20 protein-coding genes are annotated in these 24,575 nt (G+C 59.6%); 2 read left to right on the forward strand and 18 right to left on the reverse strand.

Annotated features, from left to right (window positions below):
• Positions 1-306: 306 nt before the first annotated feature.
• Both FHW04_RS11295 and FHW04_RS11300 read left to right on the forward strand, forming a co-directional pair.
• Positions 307-876, forward strand: coding sequence for a hypothetical protein (locus FHW04_RS11295; protein WP_089562005.1), 570 nt, complete (start codon positions 307-309; stop codon positions 874-876).
• On the forward strand, positions 860-1,075 hold the full coding sequence (locus tag FHW04_RS11300; protein ID WP_031377802.1) for a hypothetical protein: 216 nt from the start codon (positions 860-862) through the stop codon (positions 1,073-1,075). Before FHW04_RS11295 ends, FHW04_RS11300 begins: the two co-directional genes overlap by 17 nt.
• Positions 1,076-1,188: 113 nt before the next feature.
• On the opposite strand, the gene FHW04_RS11305 is transcribed toward FHW04_RS11300, so the two are convergent.
• From FHW04_RS11305 to FHW04_RS11390, 18 genes are all read right to left on the reverse strand, one after another.
• Positions 1,189-2,031, reverse strand: coding sequence for an oxidoreductase (locus FHW04_RS11305; protein ID WP_089562004.1), 843 nt, complete (start codon positions 2,029-2,031; stop codon positions 1,189-1,191).
• Positions 2,032-2,137: 106 nt separating this feature from the next.
• On the reverse strand, positions 2,138-3,919 hold the full coding sequence (locus tag FHW04_RS11310) for a thiamine pyrophosphate-requiring protein (protein ID WP_089562003.1): 1,782 nt from the start codon (positions 3,917-3,919) through the stop codon (positions 2,138-2,140).
• Positions 3,920-3,981: 62 nt separating this feature from the next.
• A complete protein-coding gene (locus FHW04_RS11315; RefSeq protein ID WP_089562002.1) occupies positions 3,982-5,940 on the reverse strand; it encodes a hydantoinase B/oxoprolinase family protein in 1,959 nt (652 codons plus the stop codon).
• Position 5,941: 1 nt separating this feature from the next.
• A complete protein-coding gene (locus FHW04_RS11320; protein ID WP_089562001.1) occupies positions 5,942-7,987 on the reverse strand; it encodes a hydantoinase/oxoprolinase family protein in 2,046 nt (681 codons plus the stop codon).
• An 18-nt stretch (positions 7,988-8,005) separates the two neighbouring features.
• Positions 8,006-8,452 (reverse strand): GNAT family N-acetyltransferase, encoded by a 447-nt coding sequence (locus tag FHW04_RS11325; protein ID WP_031377063.1) that lies wholly within the window; start codon positions 8,450-8,452, stop codon positions 8,006-8,008.
• Positions 8,453-8,857: 405 nt separating this feature from the next.
• Entirely contained in the window at positions 8,858-9,370 is a 513-nt protein-coding gene (locus FHW04_RS11330; RefSeq protein WP_031377062.1) for an Lrp/AsnC family transcriptional regulator, read from the reverse strand.
• Positions 9,371-9,659: 289 nt separating this feature from the next.
• On the reverse strand, positions 9,660-10,976 hold the full coding sequence (gene gabT / locus FHW04_RS11335; protein ID WP_031377061.1) for a 4-aminobutyrate--2-oxoglutarate transaminase: 1,317 nt from the start codon (positions 10,974-10,976) through the stop codon (positions 9,660-9,662).
• Positions 10,977-11,089: 113 nt separating this feature from the next.
• On the reverse strand, positions 11,090-12,223 hold the full coding sequence (locus tag FHW04_RS11340; RefSeq protein ID WP_031377060.1) for a M20 aminoacylase family protein: 1,134 nt from the start codon (positions 12,221-12,223) through the stop codon (positions 11,090-11,092).
• A 1-nt stretch (position 12,224) separates the two neighbouring features.
• A complete protein-coding gene (locus tag FHW04_RS11345) occupies positions 12,225-13,151 on the reverse strand; it encodes a 2-hydroxyacid dehydrogenase (protein ID WP_089562000.1) in 927 nt (308 codons plus the stop codon).
• Positions 13,151-13,993 (reverse strand): GNAT family N-acetyltransferase, encoded by an 843-nt coding sequence (locus FHW04_RS11350; protein WP_089561999.1) that lies wholly within the window; start codon positions 13,991-13,993, stop codon positions 13,151-13,153. Before FHW04_RS11350 ends, FHW04_RS11345 begins: the two co-directional genes overlap by 1 nt.
• Before the next feature lie 9 nt (positions 13,994-14,002).
• The gene (locus FHW04_RS11355) at positions 14,003-15,334 is read right to left on the reverse strand and encodes an NAD(P)/FAD-dependent oxidoreductase (RefSeq protein ID WP_046288236.1); all 1,332 of its coding nucleotides are present in this window, start codon (positions 15,332-15,334) and stop codon (positions 14,003-14,005) included.
• Between the two features lie 155 nt (positions 15,335-15,489).
• Positions 15,490-17,154 carry an ABC transporter ATP-binding protein gene (locus FHW04_RS11360; protein WP_031377058.1) on the reverse strand — a complete coding sequence of 555 codons (1,665 nt, stop codon included), beginning with the start codon at positions 17,152-17,154 and terminating at the stop codon, positions 15,490-15,492.
• The gene (locus tag FHW04_RS11365; protein WP_031377057.1) at positions 17,151-18,002 is read right to left on the reverse strand and encodes an ABC transporter permease; all 852 of its coding nucleotides are present in this window, start codon (positions 18,000-18,002) and stop codon (positions 17,151-17,153) included. Before FHW04_RS11365 ends, FHW04_RS11360 begins: the two co-directional genes overlap by 4 nt.
• The gene (locus FHW04_RS11370) at positions 17,999-18,955 is read right to left on the reverse strand and encodes an ABC transporter permease (RefSeq protein WP_031377056.1); all 957 of its coding nucleotides are present in this window, start codon (positions 18,953-18,955) and stop codon (positions 17,999-18,001) included. Before FHW04_RS11370 ends, FHW04_RS11365 begins: the two co-directional genes overlap by 4 nt.
• Positions 18,956-19,127: 172 nt before the next feature.
• A complete protein-coding gene (locus FHW04_RS11375) occupies positions 19,128-20,735 on the reverse strand; it encodes an ABC transporter substrate-binding protein (protein WP_089561997.1) in 1,608 nt (535 codons plus the stop codon).
• Between the two features lie 80 nt (positions 20,736-20,815).
• Complete coding sequence (locus tag FHW04_RS11380) at positions 20,816-22,093, reverse strand: NAD(P)/FAD-dependent oxidoreductase (protein ID WP_089561996.1); 1,278 nt, start codon at positions 22,091-22,093, stop codon at positions 20,816-20,818.
• Positions 22,094-22,103: 10 nt separating this feature from the next.
• Positions 22,104-22,772: a haloacid dehalogenase type II gene (locus FHW04_RS11385; RefSeq protein ID WP_031377053.1), complete on the reverse strand. Its 669-nt coding sequence runs from the start codon at positions 22,770-22,772 to the stop codon at positions 22,104-22,106.
• Positions 22,773-22,800: 28 nt separating this feature from the next.
• Positions 22,801-24,270: an aldehyde dehydrogenase family protein gene (locus tag FHW04_RS11390; RefSeq protein WP_069729734.1), complete on the reverse strand. Its 1,470-nt coding sequence runs from the start codon at positions 24,268-24,270 to the stop codon at positions 22,801-22,803.
• Positions 24,271-24,575 lie beyond the last annotated feature (305 nt).

The raw sequence follows: 24,575 nt of genomic DNA on the forward strand, positions 1-24,575 counted from the left end.
CTGAAACGGGGATGCCAGACGGGATACGGACTGGGATACAAGATCGAATTCTTATGATGGCCTGAGACCACTAACGGATGCGGGGGCGGATTTTTTCAGCACGGCGATAGCGCACGGATGCGCGATAACGGGGCGCATTGCTGAGATGAAGTGCGGCAAGGGTCGCAAAATAAGGTCGATGCGCAGCAACAGCGACTATCACTCTGGAATGGATAACCCTAATTTTCATATGGGTGTTTGACGAGTCCGGGCAGCTACTGAAAAATCGCGGCTTAAGGATTTACAGGCTGCATGCAAGGATGATAAGTGCGCATAGACGAAGAGGTTTTTCTCGAACACTACGACATCAGGCGAAAAAGATTCATTTACGACCGGCGGGTTCATCACAGCTACGTGTTTGTTGCCGGTAATAAGTCTTACACCGTTATCGCTGGCAACCTGATTGATGAACATATCTTTACCCGTATCGGATACCGGATGCCACAAGGCATCTCCTTTCCGGTTAACGGCCTGGCTGAGGTCTGTTTTGACGTGTTCGATGGTCTGGAGTGCCTGGGTGATTTTCGCCACATTAGCCTTGCCGGATTGGGCAGTGCTGTCGTTTTAAAGAACGTAGTACTGGCGTTAATTGCACACTATGAAAGCTGCTGTATTGGCGGTTTTGTTTTCCAGGCCGCGTCAGGAGAGATCGTTGACCGCAATCGTCCGACACCCCTGGAGGAGATTTACGATGCCATGCTTGGGTTAAAAAATGAACTACGCTACAATCGCCGAACAGGGTTGCCGAAGAAAGCACCGCAACCTTTAATCCCGGAATTTTTCCAGGCTTATAAAATAGTGACTACAGGGAGAGCTTGTTATGTCGTATTACGATAAACACGATGATACCACCGCTTTGGATCCGACTGAGGTCGGGAACCGGGAGTTAAAGGCACTGTTGATTGCTGAGTGGATGGCCAGACCCGATCTGCCCGCCATTAAAGCCCAGTTAGCTCAGGCGAAAAAACGCTCCTCCTCTGCCCTGGTGCGCCGCAAGTTGCAAGAGCTGCAGGTGCGCGAAACGCAGGAAATTTAGGCTCGCGCTTCGCGGTGAAAGGCCCGTTATCCGGGCCTTTCTGTTGTACCGGCTTCGGATTCATTTCCACATTCTGACGACTTGCCGCCATCCGCAGTACAGTCACCTACTACCTACTCAGGAAAATCGGTGTCCACCGACGTCTGTTTCCACGCTTCAATCTGCGCCAGACGTTCTTTGAGCTTACTGGTGACTGCCTCATAGCCCCATGCGCCCATTACCAGATGACGTGGCGGATTATCATGTTCGGTAATCGCAATCATCGCCTGAGCTGCACGGGCAGGATCGCCTTTCTGAGTGCCGCTGTATTCGGCGGTAGCTTTCATCCGGGCGGCAGCGGTATCAGCATATTCCGGCAAGGTGCTTGGGGTCTGATGCAGCGAGCGGCCGGCCCAGTCGGTGCGGAATGGACCCGGCTCGACGCAGGTGACGTGAATACCCAGCGGACCCGCTTCCTGTGCCAGCGAGTCGGACCAGCCTTCCACCGCATGCTTGCTGGCCGAGTAGTAACCGGAGCTGGCAAAGCCGATAAAGCCCGCCACTGAGGTGATGTTAATGATGTGCCCGCTGCGCGCCTTACGCATCGCTGGCAGCACTGCCCGGGTCAGGGCAAACAGACCGAATACGTTGGCATCGAACTGAGCGCGGATCTCCTGCTCCTCACCCTCTTCCACCGAACTCTGGTAGCCATAACCGGCATTATTCACCAGAACATCAATGGTGCCGAACGCATTCAGCGCTGCCTGCACCGCCTGATCGATGCTGGATTGCTGAGTGACATCCAGCGCCACCGCCAGCGCATTGTCATGCCCTTCAACCAGATCGGCGACTTTCGCGGTGTCACGTGCCGTGACCACCACCCGGAAACCGCGCGCGATAGTCTGCTGCGCCAGTTCGCGACCAAAACCGGTAGAGCATCCCGAAATAAACCAGACAGGGCTTGTATCAGTAGCCATGGTAAGACTCCCGTTAGTTATGCTGAAGAAGGGGGAATACCCGGACGCGAGTGCGCCCGGGGAGAAAAGCGTAAGGGTAGCGGCGCAACATGGCCCGGCTTAACCCTTAATGCTTTTTATGCAACAGCTGACTGGCGGTATCACTGATGATTTGCGCCGCGCCACGGTCACCTTTCGCCATCGACGCCATAAAGGCTTTTGCCTGCTTAAAGGTGATGTGCGGCGGCAGCGGAGCGACTTCCGGATCGGTTTTCACCTCCAGCAACACCGGGCGGTCGGCGCTCAACGCACGCTGCCAGGCGGCAGCCAGATCGTCAGGGTTGTCGACAAAAATGCCAGTTAATCCCAGCGACTCAGCAAACCCGGCGTATTTTACATCCGGCAGCTGCTGCGAAGCGTCAAAGCGCGGATTGCCTTCCATCACCCGCTGTTCCCAGGTCACCTGATTAAGATCCTGATTGTTGAACACGCAGACGATCAGACGCGGGTCGGCCCACTGTTGCCAGTATTTCTGAATGGTGATCAGCTCCGCCATGTTATTCATCTGCATTGCGCCATCACCGACCAGCGCCACCACCGGTTTTTCCGGGTGAGCAAACTTAGCCGCGATGGCGTAAGGGACAGCGGCACCCATGCAGGCCAGCCCGCCGGAGAGCGAGGCGCGCTGTCCCTGTTTGACCCGATAATCGCGGGCAAACCAGTTGGCGCACGAGCCGGAGTCAGAGGTGACAATCGCATTGTCCGGCAGCTGTGGTGACATCTCCCACACGACGCGCTGCGGATTGACCGGATTCGCCGGTGCCATGGCCCGCTCTTCCATCAGCGTCCACCAGTCACGTACCTGAACCGCAATATCTTCCTGCCAGCTTCGATCCTGCTTATGCTCCAGCAACGGCAGCAGCGCGCGCAGGGTTTCGGCGGCATCGCCATGCAGGTTGACTTCACAGGGATAGCGCAGGCCGAGCATCGCCGGATCGATATCGATCTGTACCGCCCGCGCCTTGCCCTCTTCCGGCAAAAATTCGGTCCACGGGAAGCCGCTGCCAATCATCAACAGGGTATCGCAGTTTTTCATTAAATCTGACGAGGGTTTGGTGCCGAGCAGGCCAATCGATCCGGTAACAAACGGCGCGTCGTCCGGCAGCACATCTTTGCCCAGCAGCGCTTTCGCCACGCCGGCACCCAGCACGTTGGCGGCCTGCACCACCTCAACCGCAGCGTTACGCGCGCCGGCGCCAATCAGAATCGCCACTTTTTTACCGGCGTTCAGTATGTCGGCAGCCCGTTGCAGATCCGCTTCATACGGAACCACTTTTGGCCGCTGATAGCCGCTGCCCGAATGGGTGAAGCCGTGCAGATGCTGCGGCGCCTGCCACTCTTCATCCTGGATATCTTTGGGGATGATCACCACCGCGACGCCGTTCTGGGCCTTCGCAATACGCACACCGCGATCGATCAGGTGACGAACCTGAGCCGGCGCGGCCGCTTCCTGGACGAAATTCGCCACGTCCGAGAAGATGCGATCCAGATTCATCTCCTGCTGATAGCTGGCTCCCCGGGCCGTGGCTTCCGCCTGACCGGCAATCGCCAGCACCGGCGCATGGTCCATTTTGGCGTCATACAGACCGGTCAGCAGATGGGTTGCGCCAGGCCCGCCGGTTGACAGGCAAACACCCATTTCACCGGTGAACTTGGCGTGACCGGCCGCCATAAATGCGGCCATTTCCTCGTGGCGCACCTGAATAAATTCGATGCCATCACCCTTCTCATTGGCGCGCTGAATCGCCCCCAGCACGCCGTTAATACCGTCGCCAGGGTAGCCGTAAATCCGGGTGACGCCCCATTCTTTCAGGCGCTGGACAAAAAAATCACTGGTTTTCATGCTCATCGTCGCGTTTCCCTTGGTTGTCCTTGCAGACTTAAAGCGTAGTAGACGATGCCGCATTGCCGTTAGTTGTTCGCCATTGCCGGGTATCGCTGACGCAAATCACTGAATATTTGCGCCATATCCGCCGTTTCGCCTATTTCTTCCACCGCGCGGAATACCTGGGTTTTCAGGAAGTGCCGCCAGCTGACCGGCGCTGCGGCAAGAAAAACCGTAAGCAAGTGATACCGCTGCGCTGTCCAGAGCGATTCAAAGCGCTGACGCGCCGCGCCGTGCTCAAAATGCTGGCTCGCTTGCTGTGGCATCGCGGCGCGCAACCGGGCTGTCTCCTGCAGATCCAGCTGATCATCCACTATCGCCACGCCATACTGTTGCCGGGCCGCGTTAAGGCTGAGAAAGCCGCAGCGCACATCCTGTAGCACCGCTTGCGGGTCGCGCTGTGACGGCAAACCATAACCGCCTGCGCCCGGCCCGCGCACTTCCACCACGTCGCCCGGCTCTGCGCTGATCACATCGGTATTGCCGTGGTTAATCACTCTGCCGTCACGCAGAGTGCGGAAGTGCGACAGCGCCCCGCTCTGCCCGCCGACCACGCCGGCGGAGGCAAATACCGACCGGTTGCGGTTACGTGCGGTAATAGTGGTATTGGGCGAGAAAACTTCGAATGCCATTTCGGTGGCTAATCCGCCGCGATACTGGCCTGCACCGGCGCTGTCCTGGGCCAGTCCATAGCGGTGAAAACGAATCGGTACTTCCGCTTCATTAATCTCAATCGGGGTATTTTTCAGGAAGGCGGAGAGGCCACCCGAGCCGTCTGGTCCGTCATGACGCGGCGTGCCGCCTGCGCCACCGCCGACCGGACCGAGCGAGGCAACCACGCTGCGGTTTTGAGTCTGGGTGCGGATATTCATGATCGAGTTGCCGCCGGGCGAGTTAGCAGGCAGACGGTCCGGCATTGCCAGCGAGAAGACGCCGACGGTAGCAATCTGCGACAGCGCGCAGGTCAGTGAGCGCATGCCCACCGCCGCCGGTGCCTCACAGTTCATCACCGTGCCCGGCGGCAGTATCGCCCGGGTCGGCCGCAGCGTACCGGCGTTGAGCAGCAGCGAACGATCGAGCGTAGAGAGCACATAGGTCACGCCGACCAGCGCCAGCGGATGCCGCTCACGGCCGCCGGTCGGCATGTTCAGCGAGGAGGCTAACTGGGGATCGCTGCCGGTGTAGTCCAGCTCCAGCCGATCGCCCTCTACCCGCAGCGTAATGGCGATGCGACAGGGATAGCCGCCTTCGCCATCTTCATCGGCGTAGTCGGCATAAAAATAGTCGCCGTCAGGAATGGTGGCGATAATGCTGCGCGCCTGTGCTTCGGCATAATCGAGAATCCCTTCAATGCCCTGCAGGAAATCATCTACGCCAAAACGGGCAATAATGTCGTGAATTTTGCGCTCACCCACGTTAACCGACGCCAGCTGCGCTTTGAAGTCGCCCCAGTTCTGCTCTGGTGCCCGCACGTTGAGCCGCATGATGCGGGCCACATCGTCGTTCAGTTCGCCGTTGCTGACGATTTTCAGCGGCGGAATGCGGATCCCCTCCTGCACGATATCGGTCAGCGAACGCGACAGCGAAGCCGGTACTGCCCCTCCGACATCGGTGTTATGAATGTGGCCAACCACGAAGCAGACAATTTCGCCCTGATGAAACACCGGCTTCCAGATATGGATATCGGGCGAATGGGTGGCGACGTTACCGGCGTAGGCATCATTGGTAATGCAGATGTCGCCCTCGGCGTAATCCTCAATCAGCGCCAGCACCGGCGCATAGTCGATGCCGCTGTACCAGGGTGCGCCAAAGCTGCGCGGTGAGGCGAACGCCAGGCCAGTGCGGCTGACAATCTGGCAGGAGAAATCTTCAGTCTCTTTGACAAAAGTCGAGTGCGCGGTGCGCATCAGGGTAAACGCCATCGCATCGGCGGCGGCCGCGCAGTAGTTGGCGAGGATTTGCAGGTTACGTCCGTCAATTGCCATATTACGCCTCGCTCGCAGTGATCAGCAGGTTACCAAAGGGGTCGACTTTGACCCACATGCCGGGCGGCACGCAGGTGGTGCAATCATCCTGGGCGACGATCACCGGACCGGTCAGCCGATGCCCGGCGCGCAGTTCCGACCGCAGCACCACATCCACCTGATGCCACGCGCCATCAATCCACGCCGTCACCTGCTTCAGCACCGCGACCGGTTCGGTGGCGGCTGGCAGGCGATTAATTTCTGGTTTTGGCACCGGCGAGGCGATCACCAGCCGCAGATTGATCAGCTGCACCGGCGCATCTGCGTCACAGTGACCGAACAGCTGCTGATGCTGACGATCAAACGCCTGATGCAGCGCCGTGACGTCAGCCGTCGTCAGCCAGGTCGCCTCCAGCGGCACTTCAATCTCAAACGACTGGCCGCGATAGCGCATATCCGCGCTGAATTGCAGCTGGTACGGCATCTCGCTGCCATGCTCCTGCACCAGCCAGCCACAGGCACGTTGCTGTAACGCCTGCGCTTCGCTGGCTAAGGTGTCGGCCAGCGCTGGCGTCAGGTCACTGTAAAGAGTGCGGATAAAGTCATTGCGGATGTCGGCCACCAGCCCGCCGAGCGCCGAAAGGACACCAGGCGTGGGCGGCACGATCACCCCTTTCATGTTCAGCTCGCGTGCCAGGAAGCAGCCCATCATCGGCCCTGCGCCGCCAAAGGCGAGGAACCAGAATTCGCGCGGGTCGAGGCCAAACCGTGACAGCAAACCGCTGGTATCGCTGTACATGCTGGAGATCGCCAGCTGGATGGCGGTCTCTGCCGTTTCATGCACCTTCACCTTGAGCGCATCGGCCAGTGGCTGCCAGGCCGCGCAGGCGGCGGCTACATCTACGCTCACGGCGTTATAGCCGAGCGCGCCGTGGCCCATCATGCCACAGGCGGCAAAGGCATCGGTGGCGGTAGGCTGCGTCCCGCCGCGCTGGAAGCAGACCGGTCCCGGCAGCGAACCGGCGCTGTCCGGTCCCATCTGCAGCACGCCCTGGCCGTCGATCCATGCCAGTGAACCGCCGCCCTGCCCGACCGAGGTCACGGCAACCGACGGAATAAAGATCGGGAAATCACCAATGATTTCGCCGTTGCCCTGCGCCACCTTGCCATCCACAATCACCGCCACGTCGGCACTGGTGCCGCCGATATCGAGGCTGAGAATTTTGTCGAAACCGCAGGCGCTGGCGAGATAACTGGCCCCGATCACTCCGGATGCGGTCCCGGAGAGTACCATCTGTACGCACTCGCGTTTCGCCTGCTCAATGCCCATCACGCCGCCATTCGATTTGGTAATGCGCGGCGGGGGCTTCACCCCGATACGCTGCAGCGCCTGCTCAAACGATTCGAGGTAGTTGATCACCATCGGCTGGACATAGGCGTTGATGGTGGCGGTGATGGTGCGTTCGTATTCACGAATGATCGGCCAGATATCGGCCGAACAGGAGGTCAGCAGCTCGGGTGCCACTTCGTCAATAATCGCTTTAACGGCAGCTTCATTGTGCCGGTTGCGGTAACTGTGCAGCAGCGAAACCACAATGCCCTGACAGCCCGCCGCCCGCGCCTGCGCGATCGCATCCAGCACGCTTTGACGATCGACCGGTTGCAGCACGTTGCCGTGACAGTCGCTGCGTTCGCGGATAGCAAACACCCGATCGCGGCTAATCAGCGGTGCGGGACGCCGCGAGAAGAGGTCATGGATATGCGGAATTTTCAGCCGTGCCAGCTCCAGCACATCGCAGAAGCCTTCGGTGGCAAACAGCGCCAGCCGAACGCCGCGGCGCTGGATCACCGCGTTGATTCCGACCGTGGTGCCGTGGGTAAAATAGCCAATCTCTGTCGGTTCAATGCCATCACGCTGCTGAAACTGCGTCAGCCCGTTGACGATTTCGCTGCCCGGCCGATCCGGGCGCGACAGGACTTTGAGGGTATGAATCTGATTGGTTTGCTGATCAAGCACGGCGAAATCGGTAAAGGATCCGCCAATATCCACGCCAACGCGGTATCGCATCTCAGGGTAACTCCGGAGTCAGGAGGGAGGAAATTCCATCAGCGTCTGCGGATCTTGCACCACACGCCAGCCAAGTCGCTGGTAGACCTGATGGGCATCACGGGTTGACAGCATCCAGCGGTGCACCGTTTGCAGTTCGGGATGTTCACGGACGCAGGCGGCCAGCCAGCTGCCCAGCCCGTGCCCACGCCAGTTTTCATCGATCATCACATCACACAGCCAGCCAAAACGGGTGTAGTCAGTAATCAGCCGGGCGAAACCGATCTGCGCCTGCTGGTGATAGAGGCCAAACGGCAATGATCCGGCAATCGCCCGCTCGGTTTTGGCCCGCGGCTGACCCTGCGCCCAGTAGGACTTTTCAGCCAGCTGGCGATGGATCCAGTCAAGGTCCAGCTGCTGGCGCGCGGTGGACACGGTGAACGCATCACGTTGCCAGTGCTGGTCAGCAATGATTAATGAACTCATGACAACTCCTTGTATCGGTTGAAAACAGTGTAAAAGGGTTTGCGAAACGGTTAAGACCGTAGCGTGCATCAGAAGGTGTTGTAGCGCCTGAATTTCAGCGGCGAAAGAAATTTTATGCTGTGCGCCGGATTCCCGCTGCTGGCATGACCGGCCATCAGTTTCACTGTGGCGCGTCGACGCAGAAAACAGGGCTAAAATGACGGACGCGTTGGCGGGGGTAAATCAGAACGGGAAATGCGGGGTTAAATAACAGGCACGTTGGCGAAGGCAAATCTGAACAAGGAACGCGGAGAATATGCCGTTAAGCCGCAGTCATGACCAGCGGCGGGATCGTTACTGACAGTGCAGCTGCCCCGCCTTCCCTGGGATGAGGGAAAGCGGGGATGAGCGATCACAGACCGCCCGCTACACACCAAACTCGACCGAATTTTGTTTACCGATCAGCGATCGTAACGGCACGCTGCTTTTCATGATCGGTGACTTAATAACGATATAGCTGAAGTACTTATCGATGCCGATCTGTGCGTCGAGCATCTTCTCAATCACTTCCTGGTAATGTTCAATGCTGCGGGTAATAAAGCGCAGCAAATAGTCGTAACCGCCGGTGATCAGATGGCACTCCATCAGTTCATCCACGTCGCGCATCGCACTTTCGAATTTCATAAAGTCTTCGCGACGATGACCGGAGAGAGTCACTTCGGTAAATACCGTTACCGAATCGGTGATCCGCGTCAGGTTAATATGCGCTTCATAGCCGGTGATAAAGCCCGCCTGTTCCAGACGCTTGACCCGTTGCAGACAGGGGCTGGGGGAAAGGCCTACCGCATCGGCGAGGTTAACGTTGCTGATACGGCCATCTTTCTGGAGTTGCACCAGGATATTGATGTCGATGCGGTCAAGTTTCATTAAGCCGTTCATAGCACCCCTCATTGTCAGAGCCTATCCCAGTAGGCGTAATTGTTGCAGGCAGTCTGGGCACGAACAGCGCGGAACAACCGGAGCGTACCAGGTAGTACGGGAGGATTGTGAGCACTGCCCAGGTTCAGACTGACAAATGAAATAGCCTAATGGGATAGGCTCTTAATCAAATGTGCAGAACCTCCCGAAGGTATAACACGCTTTACGGTAAACGCGCCAGCGCTAAGCAGTGGTTATACCAGCGGGAGATTTTCAAATTACTTTAACAATATCAATGAGGAAGCTCGACTTATCCTAACCGTCCCGTGGCACGGGCCAGGGCAATATCGAAGATATGCAACGCTTCTTCCAGTTGCGAGTCGGTGGTGACCAGCGGCGCCAGAAAGCGAATAGTATTACGATGCAGCCCACACTTAATCAGCAGCAAACCTTCCTGGCAGGCGCTATCCAGGATCTTCTGCGTCAGTGCCGCGTCGGGCCGTCCGGTCTCAAAATCCAGAATCTCTACCGCCTGCATAAAGCCGACGCCACGCACGTCACCGATGCAGGCATATTTATCCGCCAGCTGCCGCAGACGCGCATTGAGCTGTTCGCCAAGCTGGCAGGATCGCTGCAGCAGGTTGTCCTGCTCGAACAGGTCCAGTACCGCCAGCGCCGCGGCACAGGCCAGCGCATTGCCGCCATAGGTGCCGCCCAGCCCGCCGGGAGTCGGCGCGTCCATGATCTCTGCTTTACCGACTACGCCGGAAATCGGCAGGCCGCCGCCCAGACTTTTCGCCAGAGTAACCAGATCGGGTTTGATGTCGAGATGCTGGAAGGCGAACATCTTGCCGGTACGGCCAAAACCGGTCTGCACTTCATCACAAATCAACAGAATGCCGTGCTGAGCGGTGATGCGCCGCAGCGCCTGCATAAACGCCGGACCGGCCGGCAGGAAGCCGCCGTCGCCCTGCACCGGCTCGATAATAATTGCCGCCACCCGCTCCGGCAGGATCTGTACCGCAAACAGCTGATCCAGCGCTTTCAGGCAGTCCACTTCACTGATGCCATGCAGCGGATTAGGAAACGGCAGGCGATAGATATCGCCAGGGAACGGACCAAAATTCTGTTTATAAGGCGCAGACATGCCGGTCAGAGTGACACCCAGCAGCGTGCGGCCGTGAAAGGCGCCATCAAAGGCGATGATGCCGGGGCGCTGGGTATGCGCACGGGCGATCTTCACCGCATTTTCTACCGCTTCGGCACCGCTGGTGAAAAAGACGCTTTTGTACGCGTCGTCACCGCCCACCAGCTTGTTCAGCCGCTGGGCCAGCGTAATGTAGCCCGGATAGGCGACCACCTGAAAACAGGCGTGGGACACCATGCCCAGCTGACGGGTGACGGCGTTGACCACCGCCGGGTGATTATGACCGACATTCAGCACGCCAATGCCGCCAACAAAATCGAGATAGCGATTGCCTTCTACATCCCACACTTCGCTGCCTTTGGCTCGTTCGATCACCAACGGATGTGCGGTGACCACGCCACGCGGCACGTTCTGCTCGCGTGCATCCAGTAACAGGCTGTTATCGGAGTATGCTTGCTGCTCTGCCATGACATTCTGCATTTTAAACCCTCATCCACGTAACGTTCGGTTGGCTCAAGTATCGCAACCCGTTGGTTTCTTACGCTGCCGTAATTCCGCAGGCAGCGGCATTTCCTGTCAAAATCCTGCTGCATTCAGCAGGGAAATTTCTCTGCCAGCGCCTGACGGATCAGCGCGACAAATACCTGAATGCCATGCGGAATCAGCGCATCATTAAAGTCATAGGCAGCATGATGCAGTGGCTTACTGGGGGCCGATCCCAGCCACAGATACGCGCCGGGACGCGCCTGCAGCATGAAAGCGAAATCTTCGGAAGTGAGCGCCGGCTGCGGTGCGACGTCAGTCGGGATGCCCGCCTGACTCAGCGCCTGCAGACAGAACTGCGCTTCGGCGGCACTGTTGATGGTCGCCGGGTAATAGCGGTGATAGCTGACCTCGGCACGCAGGCCGTGCGCGGCGGTGATGTGTTCTGCCATCTGGCGTAGCCGCGCTTCCAGCGTCGCCTGTGCCGCCGGGTTGAAGGTGCGAACCGTGCCGGTAAGGCTGGCTTCGGCCGGGATCATATTGTGCGAAAAGCCGCCCTGCATCCGGGTGACGGTTAACAACCCGGTTTCGCAGGGATCGAGCGCACGCGCCACCAGGGTATTGAGCTGCACCACCAGTTCACTGGTGGCCAGCAGGGTATCGCGTGTCAGGTGCGGTTGTGCTGCATGACCGCCACCGCCGAACACCCGGATATCAAAGCGATCGGCCGCCGCCATAATCGGCCCGGGCCGGGTTTGCACCGTGCCCAGCGGCAGTTGCGGCCAGTTATGAATGGCATAGACGGCGTCACAGGGAAAACGACTGAACAGCCCGTCGTCGATCATCGCCTTCGCCCCGGCCAGTCCTTCTTCGGCTGGCTGGAAAATAAAGCAGACGCTGCCATCAAAGGCGATATCGCGTGCCAGCACCTCCGCGGCCCCCAGCAGCATCACGGTGTGACCATCGTGACCGCAGGCGTGACTGACCTGCTCCACCTGACTTTTCCACGCCGCCTCCCCCTGATCCTGCATCGGCAGCGCATCCATATCGGCGCGCAGCCCGATCATGCGGGAGCTGGTGCCCTTTTTCAGCACCCCGACCACGCCGGTTTTACCGATGCCGCGATAGACCTCAATACCCTGCTGCTCAAGAAAGGCGGCCACGATATCGCTGGTGCGTTGCTCCTGAAAACCGATCTCCGGATGAGCGTGCAAATCACGGCGCAGTGCGACTAAAGCGTCCATTTTAATATCCTCGCGAGCGGTCAATCAGCCCGTGCAGCGGCTCCCCGCGCTGATAGCGCCGCAGGTTATCCAGCAGGGCGACAATGGCACTTTCGTTTTGAGTCTGGCTGGCGATGTGCGGCGTCAGCCAGATCGCCGGATGACGCCAGAAGGGATGCGACGGCGGTAACGGCTCCGGATCGGTGACATCAATCACCGCCGCGCGAAGCTGACCGCTCTCCAGTGCCAGCAGCAGATCGTCATGATTGAGCTGCGGACCGCGGCCAGCCTGCACCAGCGCGGCACCGTGCGGGAGCTGGTTAAACAGCGCGCTATTGAGGAGGCCGTGAGTCGTGGCGGTCAGCGGCAGCAGGCAGACCAGGATATCGCTGTGTGCCAGAAATTCGGCCAGCTGGTCGTCGCCGTGCCAGCAGCGTACGCCGCTAAACTGGCGTGGGGTCCGGCTCCAGCCGGCGCAGTCAAAACCCAGCGCCACCAACTGTCGCAATGCCGCCTGGCCCAGTTCGCCCATTCCCATTACCCCAACCCGCCGCTGCGCGGCTGGCAGCGCACTGTGCGCCTGCCACTGTTGCTGGCGTTGCTGCTGGAAATAGCGCGGCATATCCCGATGCAGGCCCAGCACCGAGAAGGTGACATATTCGACCATGCCCTGCGTCAGGCCCGGTTCAATCATCCGGATGACCGGCAAATCGGGCGGCAAGACGGTCAGGTCAAACTGATCGGCCCCTGCGCCAACTGAAAACAGCAGTTTCAGATTGGGGAAACAGGCGGCTATATCGTCGGGTGGCTGCCAGGCGATCAGCGCATCAACCTGATCCGGTTCACCGGTTTCGGGCCAGATATGCAGCGTAATGTCTGGCGCATGTTGTGCCAGCCAGCGCTGCCACAGCCGGCCACGTTCCGGCTCAGATTTATAGACGAGCTGCATCAGGCCATCGCCTGCGTCATCAGGCCAAACGCCTGCATTCCCTGCGGCGTCCACGGCGTGCCGCGTACCATGGTGGTCGGCGCGTCAACCTGTTCCACTCCCAGAGTGCTGAGCCAGGCGGCCAGCGGCAGGCTGGCATCGGTATCAATGCGCAGAAACTCCCCCTGCACGCCCTGCATCAGCGCGGCGACCAGCGTCTGCGCCAGCGGGAAATCATCGGCAATCACCGGACCAATCGCCCAGCCGTGACCAAAGCGGCGCAGGCTGGCGAAACCGTGGATCTGCCGATCGGCATCCTGTAACAGTACGGTCTGCGTGTCGCTGAGCAGATGATCAAACAGCGCCGGACGGTGCATCCCGTGCGCCTGATAATCCAGCGCCACCAGCGACGATTTGTCGGCTGCGCTGGCGCGGCGCAGTTCCAGTCCGGCAGGCACGGTGACCTGCGGTACGCTTAACAGTGCGCGGGTCTGATGCTGGCGGATCTCACCGCAGCTGACAAAACCGAGTTTTTCATACAGTCCTTTGCCCATTTCCGTGGCGTGCAGACGCACGTTGTAGCCGGGCAGTTTTTCCAGTTGCGCCAGCATCAGCTGTTTGCCGAGCCCCCGTCCCTGCTGCTGATTGTCAACGATCACCAGACCGACGGTGGCCGCCTGTTCGCCCCAGCGCCACAGCACGGCGCTGGCAATCAGTTTGCCCTGCTCCTCAATCACCGTGCCCTCACCTAGTTGCAACGCCAGCTGCCAGTCTTCGCGGCGATGCGGCCATTTCAGCGCCTGGGTCATCGCGTAGCAGTTATCGAGGTCATCTGGCGTCATTGCACGTAGCGTTATGCTCATCGGGTCTCCTTACATCATGCCGGGGGTTTCTAAGCCGCTGCCGTCAACCAGACGGCTGTAGCGATAAGGTCTGGGATCGACGATCGGGGTGGCGTCAGTGGCGAGATCGGCGGCCAGCCGTCCGGCACCCGGCCCGATGCCGAAGCCGTGCGCGCTATAGCCGGCTGATAACACCAGCCCGGGCAGTTTTGCCACGGTCGAAATCACCGGAATCGCGTCCGGGGTGCTGTCGATCATGCCGCCCCACGACTGTGCCAGCCGCAGATTAGCCAGCGCCGGATATTCCCGACGCATCGCCGCCAGCCCCTCTTCGACGATATGCGCATCCGCCGCCGGATCGAGAATTCGCATCCGCTCAAAGGGCGACATGCGGTCAAATTCCCAGCGTCCCATCGCTTCCGGACCACGGAAGAACGGGGTAATGCCGAGGTTGAGGGTGAGATTTTTACGCCGGCTTTTAAAGGTCGGATAGAACTGCCGGGCATAGCGCAGCCCCTGAGCCCCCGGCTCCAGCCGTCCCCGCCCGGAGACTGACACGGTGTAGCTGCCATCCAGCTGTGGCCGACAGGCGAAGCCCGGCGTGTAGAGCGGCATGGCAATCGCCTGCTCAATCGGCTGGGTGCGGAAGGCGGTGCCGATTACGTTGCCGAGCGGCAGATCGATACCGTGACGACGGCAGAACATCGAAGTCCAGGCACCCGCGGCACAGATTACCCGGCTGGTTTTAATCAGGCCGCGCTCGGTCCAGACGCCGCTGACCCGGCCTGCGGCAATATCCAACCCACGCACCGCACATTGCTGGAACACCAGCGCGCCGTGCTTCTGCGCTCCCATCACCAGGCCAGGTGCGGCAAGACGCGGTTCGGCATGGCCGTCGGTCGGGGATGAGACACCACCACGCCAGGCGGTGGTGCTGCCAGGCGTCATCGCTTTCGCCTGTTCGGCAGTCAGGATGTCGCTGCGGACACCGTAGCTTTTCGCCATCTGCCCCCACTTCTCCCATGCGGCGATATCCGCTTCAATCCGGGTGGCGTAAACCAGACCGCTGCGGCGAAAACCCAGCTCTTCACCGGTTTCGGCGTTGAGTTCACCCCAGCGTTGCAGGGCATAGATAATCAGCGGCAATTCACGCTCATCACGGTTTTGCTGGCGACACCAGCCCCAGTTGCGGCTCGATTGCTCTGCCCCCACCAGTCCTTTTTCGATTAACACCACCTTCAGTCCCTGTTTTGCCAGCTCCCAGGTGGCGGCAGCCCCGGCGATACCGGCGCCAATCACCACCACATCGGCGGCCTCGGGAAAGTTTGCACTGTCCTGTACATAACGAATCGGTGCAGGCATAGCATTGCTACCTCTGTTATTGGTTATCAGGCCGGGCGCGATCCGGTAAACCGGCCGCCGGCCCTGCTCCGCGCCTCTGCCACCGTGGGCAGAGACCTCTGTCAGATGCGCTTCGCTGCGTCTCTACCGCTGTGCGGCGAATGACGCAATGGGGGCTACTCCGCTTTCAGCACCTCTTCATGCTCATCCAGCCAGCCCTGACGCAGTTCCGGTACGGCCCGCTTCAGGCGCTCAAAATAAAGCTCACTGGTCGGCTTATCGTAATCGTTGCGCGCCAGCTGCGTGACGATACGTCCGCTCTTCATCACCACGATTTCATCACACACCGCACGTACCGCATGCATATCATGGCTGATAAAGATCACTGAGAGACCCAGTTCGCGGCGCAGCTCGCTGATTAAGTCCAGCACCGCTGCGGCCACCACGGTATCCAGTGCCGAGGTCACCTCATCACACAGGATCAAATCCGGCTCAGCTGCCAGTGCGCGCGCCAGATTCACCCGCTGTTTCTGCCCACCGGACAGCGCCCATGGGCGACGCCACAACACGCTGCGCGGCAATTTGACCAGATCCAGCAGCTGCCAGAGCCGCTGTTGCCGGGCCGCACCGCTCAGACCGTGAAACAGGGTCAGCGGCCGCGACAAAATGCGTTCGACGCTGTGCGCCGGATTGAGTGCGGTGTCCGCCATCTGAAACACATACTGAATGCGACGCAGCTCGTTGTCAGGACGTTTTTGCATATCACCGGCAATGTAGTGGCCGTTGAACAGAATATGGCCGTGACTCGGCGCGTTCAGCCCGGCGATGGCGTGTGCCAGCGTGGTTTTACCTGACCCCGATTCGCCAATGATGCCGATTGCCTGCCCCTTCCACAGCTTGAGGTTGATCTCTTCCAGAATGCGTACTTTCGGGTGGCCGTCACTGCCGCGCGGACCGTAACCTGCATTCAGGTCGCGCACCTCCAGCAATGGCTGAACATCAGCCGCCGCCGGGCACCAGTTGCTGGGCCGCTCTTTCTGTCGTGCCGCATCCATCAGTAACCGGGTGTACTCTGCCTGCGGCGCGCCAATCAGATGGGCGGTGGTGCCGTACTCCGCCATCTGGCCGCGCAGCAGCACCAGAATCCGATCGGCCATCTGCGCCACCACCGCCAGATCGTGGCTGACGTAAATGGCGGTGACACCACGCTGAGCCACCACGCGGCGGAACGCTTTAAGCACCTCCACCTGGGTGGTGACATCCAGCGCGGTGGTCGGTTCGTCGAGGATCACCACGTCCGGATCGCCAATCAGCGCCATCGCCGTCATCAGGCGTTGCAGTTGCCCACCGGAAACCTGATGCGGAAAGCGGTCGCCAATGGTGTCCGGGTCGGGCAGCGCCAGTTCGCGAAACAGGCCAATCGCCTTGGCCCTGGCCGCTTTACGGGTCATGGTGCCGTGGATCACCACTGGCTCGATGACCTGGTCAAGAATCTTCATGCCGGGGTTAAAGGATGCGGCGGCGCTCTGGGCAATATACGAGACTTTATTACCGCGAAAGGCGCGTAGCTGGCCCGGCGACAGGCTGTTGACGTCGGTGCCCGCCACGTGAATATTGCCTTCGGCGATGCGGCAGCCGCTGCGGGCATAGCCCATCAGCGCCATGGCGATGGTGGTTTTTCCCGAGCCGGATTCGCCAATCAGCGCCAGCACTTCGCCTTTCTGAACGGTAAAGTGAATGTCGGAGACCAGATCGATCTCTTCGCCGCGATCGGTCTGCGCGGTAACACGCAGCTTATCCACCGAAATCACCGGCATTGCAGTATGTGGCGTCACGTTCATGCTCCCTCCTTCGCCAGCGTCATCGGACGCATCGCCTGCAGGCTGTCGATAAACAGGTTGGCCCCGATAGTCAGGCTGGCAATCGCCAGCGCCGGCATCAGTACCGCGGGCGAGCCATCAAACAGTCCCTGGATATTTTCGCGCACCAGCGTGCCCCAGTCGGCATACGGTGGCTGAACACCGAGGCCAAGAAAACTCAGGCCGCTTAACAGCAGCACGATGTAGACGAAGCGCAGGCCAAAATCGGTCAGCATCGGGTGCACCATGTTAGGCAGAATGTCATGAATGGCGATGTACCAGCGGCTTTCACCGCGCAGTCGCGAGGCGCGGACGTAATCCATGCTGCGCAGCGTGCTGGCCATGGCGAAAGCGATGCGGAATGCGCCCGGCCAGTAGGTGAAGACCGCAGTCAGGATCAGCATCGGCAGCGACGAACCGAACACCGCGACAATCATCAGCGACAGCACTTTGCCCGGCAGCACCAGCAGCGCATCGTTGACCCGTCCCAGCAGCTCCTCCAGCCAGCGGCCAGCTACCGCCGCCAGCAGCGCCAGCAGCGTACCAATCAGGCTGGCCAGCAGCGCGGCGCTGAGTGCCAGACCGATGGAGAACTTCGCGCCATACAGAATGCGGCTCAGCATGTCGCGCCCGAGGTAGTCGGTGCCCAGCAGGTTATCCGGCGTCAGGCCGCCCATCAGCGGTCCACCGCCGATATCATCAATGTTGTGCGGTGCCAGCTGAGTACCGAATGCCGCCATCAGCAGCCAGAACAGTGACATCAGCAGTCCCAGTCGTCCCGACCAGGAGAGCGACTGAAAAAAACGCACCGGAAGCAGGAGTGTATTCATGCGCTTCTCCATTTTGGGTTAAATGCGATGGTCAGAACATCAGCCGCCAGCAGCAGCACCAGATAACAGGCAGCAAACAGCATGACGCAGAGCTGCACCACCGGCAGATCGCGGTTGCTGACCGCGTCTACCAGCTGACTGGCGAGGCCGGGATAGCTGAAGATGGTTTCGATAATGATTACGCCGCCAAACAGATAGGAGAGACTGAGTGAAATGGCGTTGGCAATTGGCCCGACCGCATTGGGCAGTGCGTGACGGAGCACCGCCCGCAGTGGCGATACGCCCTTCAGCAGCGCCATCTCCAGATAGGGACTGTCGAGCTGATTGATGATTGCCGCCCGCGTCATGCGCGCCATCTGCGCCACCAGCACGCAGCACAAGGTCAGCACCGGCAGTGCGTAAGCTTTGAGGTAGCTCAGCAGATCGCTATCCGGGCTGCCGAACGACATCGCCGACACCCAGTGCAGCTTGACGGCAAAAATCAGTACCGCCACCGTCGCCACCAGAAACTCCGGCACTGCGACCGTCGCCATGGTGCCGATCACCAGCACCCGATCGAGCCGTGAACCACGGTTCATCGCCGCGATGATGCCGATAATCAACGCCAGCGGCACGCAGATCAGGGTGGTGATGGCCGCCAGTTCAAAAGTGGCCGGAATACGCTGCGCCACCAGCTGCGAGACCGGCAGATGGCTGGCAAACGAGGTGCCGAAGTCACCCTGCAGCATCCCAGCCAGCCAGCTGAAGTAGCGCATCAGCAGCGGCTGATCTAAGCCCAGTTGCTGACGTAACGCTGCGACCGTTTCTGGCGTGGCGTTCTGCCCAAGGATCATTTGCGCCGCATCGCCCGGCAGCAGGCTGGTGATAAAAAACACCACCGCCGAGACGATAAGTAAAGTCAGGATGCCGGCCCCCACGCGCCGGGCAATCAGCAGCATCATGTATCGGTTCATCGGCGTACTCCTTATGAAGAGCCTGGCCCACCAGGCGTAATTGTTGCTGGCAGTCCGGACACGGACTGCGCGGAACAACCGGAACGTACACGTAGTACGTGTGGATTGTGAGCACTGCCCAGCTTCAGACTGACAAATAAAATCGCCTGACTGGATAGGCGCTAAGCCAGGATCAGGCGGTCAGCCAGGCAAACTCATGGAAGCGATAACCCATCATCATGCCCGACGGCCAGGCCTCCACACCTTTCACCTTTTTGTTGTAACCGTCAGTCGAGCTGATAAAGGTCGGGATAATGGTGCCGCAATGGTCATAAATCAGCGCCTGCATATCGCCATACATCTGCTTGCGCTTCGCCTGATCGCGCTCGCCACGTGCAGCAATCACCAGCTGATCGAACTGTGCGTTCTTCCAGCCTGATTCGTTATTCGGTGCGCTAGAGAGATAAAACTGTGAGAACAGCATGTCGAGCGTCGGACGCGGGTTTATCGAGCCGTATCCCACCGGATCTTTGGTCCAGTGCGAAGACCAGTAACCATCATACGGCACGCGTCGCACTTTGAAGTTGATACCCGCCCCTCGCGCCACCTGCTGAATCAGCTGGCCGCCTTCGTTGGCGCCTTCAATATTCGGGGTGGTAATGATCTCCACCGTCGAACCGGTCATGCCGGCTTTTTTGATGTGGAATTTCGCCTTTTCGACGTCGAGTGGCCGCGGTTTGAGATCGGCGTTGTAGAGCGGGTGCCACGGCGGAACCGGCGTGTCATTGCTGACGTCGCCGTAGCCCTGCAGCACGGTTTTGACCAGCATTTCACGCGGCTGCAGGTATTTCATTGCCAGCACGAAATCTTCGTTGCTGCCCGGCTTGACGTCGGTGCGCACAATCAGGTTGGTGTACATGCCCGATTTACTCTCCAGCACGCCGAAGTCAGCGGTGGCCTTGATGCGTTTGCAATCGGCTGCCGACAGGGTGGAGACAATATGCAGATCGCCCGACATCAGCGCATTGACCCGCGCCGCATTGTCGGTAACACCAATCAGCTCAACCTCATCCAGATGCGGTAAGCCGGGCTTGTAGTAGTTGGGGTTTTTGCTGCCAATCGAGCGCACGCCCGGCATAAAGGCTTTGCAGATGAACGGGCCGGTACCGATGCCCTTGCTGAAATCTTTGGTGCCATCCTGCACGATCAGAAACGGCGGCGTCGCCAGCATGTAAGGCACATCGAAGTTGGCGCTATTCAGCTCCAGCAGCACCTCATGATCGCCAACTGCGCTGATGGTTTTGAACTGATCGGCCAGCTTGAAAGCGTTGGAGGCGACGGCCGGATCTTTATGGCGGCTGAGCGAGTAGACCACATCTTTGGCGGTAAAGGGTTTGCCGTCGTGGAAGGTAACGCCCTGCCGCAGTTTGATATGCCAGCTGATGCCGTCACTGGACTCCAGCGATTCAGCCAGCGCCGGCTGCGCCATCAGGCTTTTATCCAGCTCGGTCAGGCCGCTGTAAAACATGTACTGGCGGGTGTAGTCGCCGCTGTTGTTACTTTTTGCCGGATCAAGGGTGTCCGTGGCGGAGGCGTTCGACATCGCCGCCCGCAGCTTGCCGCCTTTGACCGGCTTATCATCGGCCAGTGCCGCGCCGGAGAAACCGATCAGGCCGCTGCTCATCACTGCGCCGGCTGAAAGAATTTTCATCAGGCTACGGCGTGACAGCGATCCTTCAGTGATCATTCGCGTCAGTGCCGGATTGACCGCGTCAGGATCTTTATTATCAAATTTGCTCATCTGTACACCCTCAATAAACCATCAAGCGAACGTGAAGTGACTCTTCCGGTGGCCGGAGGTGGCCTGAACCCGGCGGGAATTTATGACAGGCGATCCTTTGCTTTGTAATAGAGCCCGGCGAGGGGCAAAAACCATGGCTTGCCGTGATAACCGGGCAGCGCTGGCCATGACGCGCGCTGCCAGGGATTTTCAGTCTGTTTTTCGGCCAGCAGATCGGCCATCACCCGGCCCATCCACACCGACATCTGGGTGCCGTGGCCGCTGTAACCCAGCGAATAGAACAGGCCATCCTGCTCACCGGCATGCGGCAAACGATCGGCCGTCATATCGACCATGCCGCCCCAGCAGTAGGCCAGTGACGTATTGCTGAGCTGAGGAAACATCTGCGTCATGGCCCGACGCAGGATCTCGCCGCTGCGCGAATCGGAGGTCGGGTTGCTGACCGCAAAACGCGCCCGGCCGCCGAACACCAACCGACGATCGGCGGTGCTGCGAAAATAGTTACCGATGTTGAGTGACGTGACGTAGGTGCGATCGTGAGGCAACACCTGGCGCAGCAAGTCTTCATCCAGCGTCTCGGTCACCACGATAAAGCTGCCGACCGGCACGATGCGGCGCTGAAACCACGGAAAAGGCCCGACGTTGGAGCAGCCTGTTGCCATCAGTACTTTGTCGGCCAGAATCACGCCCTGATCGGTATGCACCCGATGCTGATAACCACTGAGTCGCTCCAGCCGGGTCACCGGATGATGCGGGTAAATTTTTGCTCCGCTTCGGGCGGCGGCGTTGGCCAGTCCGACGCCAAACTTGCCCATGTGCATCTGTCCGCCGCGTTTTTGCAGCAGGCCACCGTGAAAATCATCGCTGCCGATCTCCTGCCGGACGGCCGCTTTGTCGAGCAGCTCAATCTCCGGGTCCACCGTGCGACGCATCAGCTCGGCGGCTTCACGCAGCCCGGCGAGGTGGGTCGCTTTGCTGGCCAGCTTGAGCTTGCCGCACAGGCGAAAATCGCAGTCGATCCGTTCGTCCCGCACCAGCTGTTCGACGTAGCTGACCGCGTCATCAAAAGCCCGATAGAAGCGACTGGCCTGTTCCAGCCCCTGACTCGCCACCAGCGCGGCAAAGTTATGCGCCACCCCGGTATTGCAGTGCCCGCCGTTACGCGACGAGGCCTGACTCATCACCTCGCCACTCTCCAGCAGCACCACGCTGAGGCCGCTGCGCGCCAGGCTGAGCGCCGCCGAGACGCCGGTAAAACCACCTCCAATCACCACCACATCCGCCTGTGATGGCAGCGGGTCGCTGGCGGCCCCGCTAAAGGCCGGCGCGGTGGCTTGCCAGAACGATTCCAGTTTCATGGCGCTATCCTCAGAGTCCAACGACGCCTGGCAGGCCGCCGATGTCTTTAATTTCGGTGTACTGGTAGTACGGATTGGCCGGCTCGTGACCGCGGTTGACCCACACTTTGTTTTTGATGCCGAGATCGTGCGCGGTCATCAGGTCGTAGCGGAAACTGGAAGAGACATGGAGGATCTCATCCGGGCGACAGTCGAGCTTCTCCAGCATGTACTCGAAGCCTTTCATCTGCGGCTTATAAGCCCCCGCCTCTTCTGCGGTGATGGTCATATGGATCGGCGCACCGAGACGCGGCACGTGATGCGGGATCAGGTCGTTCATCGAGTTAGTCAGCAGCACCAGCGGAAACGCCTCCGCTACTTTTGCCAGCCCGGCCGGCACGTCGGGATGCGGTCCCCAGCTGGCACAGTCGGTATAAATAAAGTCGCTGTCGGCTTTGTCCCAGCTGACACCCCACTTTTTACAGGTGCGCTGCAGGGCGTTGCTGACCACGTCGTAATAGGGTTTCCAGGCGCCCAGGACCTCATCCAGCCGATAGCTGGAGAAATCGGTAGTGAACGCGTGCATCTGCTGCGGGGCGATGCGGTCGCTGAAGCGACGCTGCGCGGCACCGGCCATGTCGAACAGAATCAGCGTGCCGTAACAGTCGAACGTGATGTATTTCGGTTTAAACAGTGCCATGTAACAACCTCGTCATTGTCAGTTGCGCTTAGAAATCGATGAGTACGCTTTTCTGGCGCTGGCAGGCCTGAAATGCCTGACGCCCTAAATCTTTCCCGATGCCCGATCCCAGGAAGCCACCGGTTGGAATAATGAAATCGCCGGAGCGGCCATAGCGGTTGATCCAGACGGTGCCGGCGTCGATGGCGCGCATCGCCCGCATCGCACGTGGCAGGCTGAGGGTGTGAACCCCCGCGCACAGGCCGTAAGTGTCGTGTGCCGCCAGCGCCAGACCCTGCTCTTCATCGTCGAACGGCTGGATGGTCAGCACCGGACCAAAAATTTCCTGCTGCACTGCCGGATTGTCCTGGCTGACGTGGCTTAGCAAGGTGGGTTGCCAGAACCAGCCGCCGTCGGTATCCGCGAAGCGTTCACCGCCCACCAGCACCTCGGCACCCTGCGCTTTGGCGGCTTCAATCACTGAACAGACCTTGTTGCCCTGACGTTCATCGATCAGCGGCGCATAGCGACTGCCTTCGTGCCAGGTCACGCCCGGAGTCACTTCACGGCACAGCCGCGCCAGCCGTTCAGTCAGTGCATCGGCAATGCCGCGCTGGACGATTAAGCGGGTGCCCGCCACGCAGGCCTGGCCGCCGTTGGCGGTGAAACCCCGCAGAATGCGCTGCGCCAGGATGTCCGGGTCACCGGCATCATCAAACACCAGCTGTGGACTTTTACCGCCAAGTTCCAGCGTGACCGGTTTCATGCCGAACTGCGCCGCATCGCTCATGATGCGCGCGCCGGTCAGGGTGGAGCCGGTGAAGGAGACTTTGCGCACCAGAGGATGTTTCACCAGCGCACTGCCGGTCACCGCACCACTGCCCTGCACGATGTTGAGGATCCCGGCCGGTAAGCCAGCCTGAATCGCCAGCTCGGCCATTCGCACGGTGGAAAACGGGGTCAGTTCAGAAGGTTTGAGCACCACGGCATTACCGGCTGCCAGCGCCGGTCCGCATTTCCATGACGCCATCGACAGCGGGAAATTCCACGGGGTGATGGCCCCAATCACGCCATAGGGTTCGGCCACCAGCATACCGAGACTGCTGTCGCGGGTCGGAAACAGGTCGCCGCTGTATTTGTCGGCGCATTCGGCATAAAAGCGAATCGCTTCGGCGGTGAACGGAATTTCGTGCAGTACCACATCACTGATTGGCCGGGTCGACCCGAGCGCTTCGAGCTGAGCCAGCAGCGGGTCCTGCTCGATCAGATCGGCCCAGCGCCGTAATACCCGACCGCGCTCACGCGGCGCACAGCCGGACCAGCCGCTGGTTTTCAGCGCCTGATGAGCCACGGTCACGGCATGGTCGACATCCTGTGGCGTGGCGTCATGCAGCGTGGCGTATACCTTGCCGTCGGAGGGACGCTTCACCGCAAAGGGCGCGCCCTGGCTCTGAAGATGCTGGCCGCCAATATAATGACCAACCGGAAGGGAAACTTTTTCAGGGTCGAAACTTAACATGGAAGAATCCTTATTTGTTACACCCGTCATTCGCTGGCTTATTAGCGTTTTAAACGTCACTTAGTTATCGCGTTAATAAGCTAATGCAGAAAGTATGCCAGCCGGGCAAAAAATAAAAATGCGTTTAAAACAGCGCAAAAAAATTTTCTGCCGTATTGGCGGAGGAATTTTTGCGGAATTGCCGAACAATTAAACAGATGATTTACTTCACAAAATTTATGCACTCTGCGGGTGCAACGCGCACGGAAATTGCACCATTACGGGTATCGCTGAGTCAGCGTTGCACCCGACGACAGAATTTCGCC

Origin of the sequence: Pantoea sp. AN62 (genome assembly GCF_050432985.1) — a bacterium.
Taxonomy (GTDB): Bacteria; Pseudomonadota; Gammaproteobacteria; order Enterobacterales; family Enterobacteriaceae; genus Pantoea; species Pantoea brenneri.

What these genes read in the sequence shown, in the direction of transcription:
- FHW04_RS11380 (WP_089561996.1), bottom strand. Translation starts at nt 22,093, where the DNA reads ATGAAACTGGAATCGTTCTGGCAAGCCACCGCGCCGGCCTTTAGCGGG.
- FHW04_RS11300 (WP_031377802.1), top strand. Translation starts at nt 860, where the DNA reads ATGTCGTATTACGATAAACACGATGATACCACCGCTTTGGATCCGACT.
- FHW04_RS11320 (WP_089562001.1), bottom strand. Translation starts at nt 7,987, where the DNA reads ATGCGATACCGCGTTGGCGTGGATATTGGCGGATCCTTTACCGATTTC.
- FHW04_RS11375 (WP_089561997.1), bottom strand. Translation starts at nt 20,735, where the DNA reads ATGAGCAAATTTGATAATAAAGATCCTGACGCGGTCAATCCGGCACTG.
- FHW04_RS11385 (WP_031377053.1), bottom strand. Translation starts at nt 22,772, where the DNA reads ATGGCACTGTTTAAACCGAAATACATCACGTTCGACTGTTACGGCACG.
- FHW04_RS11355 (WP_046288236.1), bottom strand. Translation starts at nt 15,334, where the DNA reads ATGCCTGCACCGATTCGTTATGTACAGGACAGTGCAAACTTTCCCGAG.
- FHW04_RS11345 (WP_089562000.1), bottom strand. Translation starts at nt 13,151, where the DNA reads ATGCAGCTCGTCTATAAATCTGAGCCGGAACGTGGCCGGCTGTGGCAG.
- FHW04_RS11390 (WP_069729734.1), bottom strand. Translation starts at nt 24,270, where the DNA reads ATGTTAAGTTTCGACCCTGAAAAAGTTTCCCTTCCGGTTGGTCATTAT.
- FHW04_RS11330 (WP_031377062.1), bottom strand. Translation starts at nt 9,370, where the DNA reads ATGAACGGCTTAATGAAACTTGACCGCATCGACATCAATATCCTGGTG.
- gabT (WP_031377061.1), bottom strand. Translation starts at nt 10,976, where the DNA reads ATGCAGAATGTCATGGCAGAGCAGCAAGCATACTCCGATAACAGCCTG.
- FHW04_RS11310 (WP_089562003.1), bottom strand. Translation starts at nt 3,919, where the DNA reads ATGAGCATGAAAACCAGTGATTTTTTTGTCCAGCGCCTGAAAGAATGG.
- FHW04_RS11315 (WP_089562002.1), bottom strand. Translation starts at nt 5,940, where the DNA reads ATGGCAATTGACGGACGTAACCTGCAAATCCTCGCCAACTACTGCGCG.
- FHW04_RS11365 (WP_031377057.1), bottom strand. Translation starts at nt 18,002, where the DNA reads ATGAATACACTCCTGCTTCCGGTGCGTTTTTTTCAGTCGCTCTCCTGG.
- FHW04_RS11305 (WP_089562004.1), bottom strand. Translation starts at nt 2,031, where the DNA reads ATGGCTACTGATACAAGCCCTGTCTGGTTTATTTCGGGATGCTCTACC.
- FHW04_RS11325 (WP_031377063.1), bottom strand. Translation starts at nt 8,452, where the DNA reads ATGAGTTCATTAATCATTGCTGACCAGCACTGGCAACGTGATGCGTTC.
- FHW04_RS11370 (WP_031377056.1), bottom strand. Translation starts at nt 18,955, where the DNA reads ATGAACCGATACATGATGCTGCTGATTGCCCGGCGCGTGGGGGCCGGC.
- FHW04_RS11350 (WP_089561999.1), bottom strand. Translation starts at nt 13,993, where the DNA reads ATGAGCATAACGCTACGTGCAATGACGCCAGATGACCTCGATAACTGC.
- FHW04_RS11360 (WP_031377058.1), bottom strand. Translation starts at nt 17,154, where the DNA reads ATGAACGTGACGCCACATACTGCAATGCCGGTGATTTCGGTGGATAAG.
- FHW04_RS11340 (WP_031377060.1), bottom strand. Translation starts at nt 12,223, where the DNA reads ATGGACGCTTTAGTCGCACTGCGCCGTGATTTGCACGCTCATCCGGAG.